Source organism: Microbacterium sp. Bi128, from assembly GCF_918698205.1.
Window position 1 is genome coordinate 1 of the sequence record NZ_CAKKMM010000295.1, and the last position, 5062, is coordinate 5062.

General features: G+C 67.9%; 3 protein-coding genes and 1 pseudogene. 1 reads left to right on the forward strand and 3 read right to left on the reverse strand.

Annotated features, from left to right (window positions below):
- Window positions 1–848: AMP-binding protein (locus LQV45_RS17405; protein ID WP_230008104.1), on the reverse strand; the 848-nt coding region annotated here is incomplete at its 3' end.
- Between the two features lie 357 nt (window positions 849–1205).
- Here LQV45_RS17405 and LQV45_RS17410 point away from each other — a divergent pair.
- A pseudogene (locus tag LQV45_RS17410) lies at window positions 1206–2339 on the forward strand (acyl-CoA dehydrogenase family protein).
- Window positions 2340–2353: 14 nt separating this feature from the next.
- Here LQV45_RS17410 and LQV45_RS17415 read toward each other — a convergent pair.
- Window positions 2354–4183 (reverse strand): diguanylate cyclase, encoded by a 1830-nt coding sequence (locus LQV45_RS17415; RefSeq protein WP_230008105.1) that lies wholly within the window; start codon window positions 4181–4183, stop codon window positions 2354–2356.
- Window positions 4184–4256: 73 nt separating this feature from the next.
- On the reverse strand, window positions 4257–4931 hold the full coding sequence (locus LQV45_RS17420; protein ID WP_230008106.1) for a response regulator: 675 nt from the start codon (window positions 4929–4931) through the stop codon (window positions 4257–4259).
- Between the last annotated feature and the right edge of the window lie 131 nt (window positions 4932–5062).

Sequence of the window (5062 nt, forward strand, 5' to 3'; positions counted from 1 at the left end):
AAGCGTTCGTAGTTGTAGATGAACACACACGCCTCGGCGATCCAGGGGGTGAACACATTGGACCAGGCGTGCTTGGCCCAGCCCGGAGAAGCCACGTTGAGGTGCACGTCGCCCGGTTCCATGCCGATCCAGAACATCGTGGACAGGTGTCCCACCGGGTAGGAGGTGTGCGTGTGTTCGACGAGTTTGGCCTTGGACGTGGTGCCCGAGGTGAAGTACAGCAGGAGCGTCTCGTCGGCCAGGGTGGGGGCGTCGGGGGTGAAATCCGTACCGGCCGCGGCAGCATCCGCGCCGTAGTACTGCAGGGCATTGGCCTGGGCAGCGGCGGGGTCCCCGGCGCTGGCGCCGACCTCAATCAGCGTGTACTGGCCGGCGACGTCGGCGAACTTCGCGATGTTGGCACTGCCGACGGCGGCCCAGGCCGCACCGCCGCGCTCCACCCGGTCCTGGAGGTCGGCCGGTCCCATCAGCGTGGTGGTGGGAATCATGACGATCCCCAGCTTGATGCCGGCCAGCATCAGTTCCCAGAGCTCCACCTGGTTGCCGAGCATGATGATCATCCGGTCCCCGCGCCGCACACCTGCCCCGCGCAGCCAGTTGGCCACCTGGGACGAGCGCCGGGAGAGGTCAGCGAAGCTGCGCCGGGTCGCGGACCCGTCCTGTTCAACGATCACCAGCGCAGGCTTATCCGCCTTGGCCGGGTCCGCGGCGAGCTGGTCGAACCAGTCCAGGGCGAAGTTGAACTCCTCGAAGCGGGGCCACTGGAATTCGTTGCGGGCGCCGTCGTAGTCCCCGCGCAGGGCCAGCAGCCGGTCCCTTGCGGCCCGGAATTCCTCAGTCACGGTCATGGTGCACCTTTCGAAGTCCTCGGGCGCTGCCGTTCCGGGCGGGCGGTGGCACGGCGCCGTTGCCTGGGATCCACCGGCCCGGCACGGTGCCTGCCTAGTGATCCCCGTCACTGTGCAATATACTAGGACATCCAAGGGTTTGGAAGGGCGGCGCTGCTCTGCAGGCGTTGCATGACGAAGGGATACGTGCCCGTGCAGCCACAAGGACGTGCCAGCGGACCGGCCGCGAGAGCGGAATCAAATACAGCCGAATCAAATACAGCGGAAAACACAGCGGGATCAGACACGGCGGAATCCGCTACCGCGGGCGCCGCATCCGAAGCCGCGGCGGAGCCGCCGTTTCCCGACGCCGACCTCATGTACATCGTGGACCTGCTGCCGCCGGACGAACAGCTCCGCTACCAGGAGGTCCGGGAATTCCTGCAGTCCCGGATCCGGGCCGCATCAATCGATTACTGGAACCGCGAGGAGTTTCCCTTCGGGCTGCTCGCCGAACTCGGCAAATACGGTTTGGGCGGGCTGCAGACGGACGGCACGTCCAAGCTCTTCAAGGGGCTCATGTATGTCGAGGTGGCGCGCGCCGACGTGTCCCTCTCGGCGCTCGTCGGGATCCACAACGAGCTGATCGTCGGCATGATCGACGAGCTCGGCTCGGAGGAACAGAAGGCGCGCTGGCTCCCTGGCCTCACCGCGTTCACCCAGCTCGGGGCGTTCGCCCTGACGGAGCCGGACCACGGCTCGGACATCGCCGGCGGCCTGGAAACGACTGCGCGGCTGGACGGCGACGAGTGGGTCCTCAACGGCGCCAAGCGTTGGATCGGCGCGGGCACCATCGCGGACTTCGCCCTCGTGTGGGCCCGGGACGTCGCTGACCAGCACATCAAGGGCTTCATCGTGGAGACGGACCGTCCGGGCTACACCGCAACCAAGATCGCCAACAAGATCGGCCTGCGCATCATGCAGAACGCGGACATCGTCCTCGACGAGGTCCGGATCCCGGCGGCCAACCTGCTGCCCGGCGCCACCAGCTTCTCCAAGGCCAACGAGCTCCTGCGCGATTCGCGGGCCTGGGTGGGCTGGCAGGGTGCCGGCATCCAGCTGGCCGCGTTCGACGTCGCGCGCGCCTATTCGCTGAAGCGCCGCCAGTTCGGCAAGGAACTGGCCCGCTTTCAGCTCATCCAGCAACAGCTCGCCGAGATCCTGGGCAACGCGACCGCCTCCCTGGCCCTGATGGCCCAGCTGGCGCGCATCCAGGAAGAGGGCAAGCTCGAGATGGTCCAGGCCGCCATGGCCAAAGCGACCACCACGCGGCTGGCGCGTGCCTCGGTGGCGATGGGGCGGTCCCTCATGGGCGTCAACGGCATCAGCAGCGACTATGAGATGGGCAAGCTCTTCGGCGACGCCGAGATTCTCTAAACCTATGAGGGCAGCTACGAAATCAATTCACTGATCGTGGCGCGGGCCGTGACGGGAAAGTCCGCTTTCGTCTAGGCTCCCCGCGGGATCTAGGCTCCGAGTGTGTCAGCGCCGTCCCGCGCCTGGCCGTTCTGTGCCGGCCCGTTCTGTGCCGGGCTGCTCCGTGCCGGCCCGGCCGGGGCAGGCTGAACCGCCGGGCTGGCGTGGCCGTAGCGGGACGTGCGGTTGCGGCCGCCGTTCTTGGCCTCGTACAGGGCCCGGTCCGCGCAGTCCAGGAGCGAGCCGGCCGCGGCGTCGCTTTGCTCGCAGACTCCGGCGGAGATCGTCAGGAAACCAACCTCCCCGAACGGTTCGGACGCGATGGCCTTGCGGGCGCGTTCGGCGGCGCGCAGGGCCTCGGCACCGTCCGTCTCCGGGAGCAGCCACACGAACTCCTCGCCGCCGAATCGGGCCACGATCTCCTCGGCGCGGGCGACCGCCCGGAGCCTGGCCGCGACCTCCGCCAGGACCACGTCGCCCGTCAGGTGGCCGTGAGTGTCGTTGACCCTCTTGAAGTGGTCGATATCCAGGACGACGGCACTCAGGCTTGTCCCGCGGGTCCGGGACTGCGCAACATGCTCGGCGAGGTGCCGTTCCAAGGCCCGCCGGTTGGGCAAGCCACTGAGGGCATCGGTAGTGGCCTGCTGTTCGAGGTCGGTCCGGGCCTCCGTGTTGCCGATGGCGATCTCGACGAGCTCCGCGAACTGGGCCAGCCGCTCCATCATCGCCTCCGTGACCCCGGTGCGCGACTTCGACGTCAGGCTCACGGCGCCCCACAGGCTGCCGCGGACCCGGATCGGCGCCGCCGCCGCAGACTGGAAGCCGCCTGCGCGCATCTGCTCCGCTGCCTGTCCACCTTCCGCCCGGTAGCGAACCAGGGCCGGCTCGTCCGACGGGGAGAAGATCTGCCGCCGGCTCAGCGTCGGCGGCAGCGTCGGCGCCATGGCGACGATTTCCGCCGAGGATGCGCCCGTGAAACGGACGACGGCGGCGGAATCGACGTTGAACAGGTCGCGGACAATCGCGGCGACCCGCTCAGAGATGGCTGCGGGGGCCGCGTTGCGGGCAACTTCGGTGGCTATCTCGTGCAAAGCCTCCCAAATTTTTTGTTGCTGCAGGCGCTCGGTTATATCAACCGCCACCACCATGCCGGCCGCGGCCTCGTCGTCGGAGTAGACCGGCCCGGCGTTCAGCCGGTAGGTGCGGTGGCCGATCTGCCGGCTCCAGGACACCTCGCGGCCGGCGAGGGCAGCGAGGTAGCGCGGCTCGAGCTCGCTGGCGAGATTGCCCTTGAGCACGTCCTGGATGCGCTGGCCTTCGAGCTCTTCCTTGCGGTAGCCGAAGGTCTCCAGCTCCTGGCCTTCGGCGATCAGGTAGCGCAGCTCGGCGTCGAAGAGGAGGACAAAGACGCCGGGGACGCTCCGCGCCAGGGCGCGGTACCGGTCCATGTCCCGTTGCCGGCGCCGGTCGGCCAGGACACGCTCGGTGATGTCCGTGACCAGGACGAAGAAGCCCTGCACCGCGCCGTCCTGGGTATCGGGGGTGTAGGTCACCTCGGTGAAGCGGGACTGGCCCGCGGCATCCACCAGGGTCCGGTCGAACTGCTGCCGCTTCCCGGCGAGCGCTCCCTCGATGTGCGGCAGGTTGGCCTCCAGGACGGTCTCGCCGAGCACGTCCCGGACATGCATGCCGTGAAGCTGCTGGGGTGCGAAACCAAACCACTCGCAGTAGGCGTCGTTGGCCAGGCGGTTGCGGAGTCCCGTGTCCCAATAGCCCACGAGTGCCGGGATTCCGTTCAGGACGGCCCGCAGCTGCGCCGGGATCTCAGGCAGTGGCGACGGACCGGCATCGTCCCTGTTGAGCGGGCTGCGATTAGTCATTGCCCCAGTATCCATTGCCGGGTTGCCTGGAGGGAAACGTCAGTGTCATCGACCGCCAGCGTGTCAGCGGGACTCAGGGCATGAACCTGTAGCCGATGCCGGCCTCGGTGAGCAGGTGGCGCGGGCTGGCGGTATCCGGCTCCAGCTTGCGCCGCAGCTGCGCCATGTAAACCCGGAGGTAGTTGGTCTCCTTGGCGTAGGCCGGACCCCAGACCCTGGAGAGCAGCTGCTGCTGGGTGATGAGCTTTTCCGGATTGCGGACCAGAACCTCCAGAATCTTCCATTCCGTGGGGGTCAGCCGGACGTCCTCGTGGTCCCTGGTCACCCGGTGCTTGGCAAGGTCCACGGTGAAGGCATCGGTCCTGACCACTGATTCGTGTTCCGGTTCGACGCTGCGGCGCAGCAGGGCCCGCAGCCGGGCCAGGAGCTCGTCCAGGCCGAACGGTTTGGTGATGTAGTCATCCGCGCCGGCGTCGAGCGCCTCAACTTTGTCCTCGGAGCCGTGCCGGGCGGACAGCACCAGAACCGGCACGCTGCTGAAGCCGCGCAGCTCCTTGAGGACGCTGGTCCCGTCAATGTCAGGCAGGCCGAGGTCCAGAATGATGAGTGAGAGCGGGTTCTGAGTGGCCGCCAGCAGTGCTGAGGTCCCGTCGACGGCGGTGGTGACGGCGTAGCCGTTGGCCTGGAGCGTGATCCGGAGGGCCCTGAGCAGATGCGGGTCGTCGTCGACGACGAGGACCGCCGTCATGCTGCGTCCGGTCCGGACGTGACGGGCAGCGCATGACCACGGCGCGCCACCAGCGAGCGGGGCTCGAACGGGGCCTGGGCCCGGTGCCCGTCATACGGGGTCCCCGTCGACAACGGCAGCCGGATAATCAT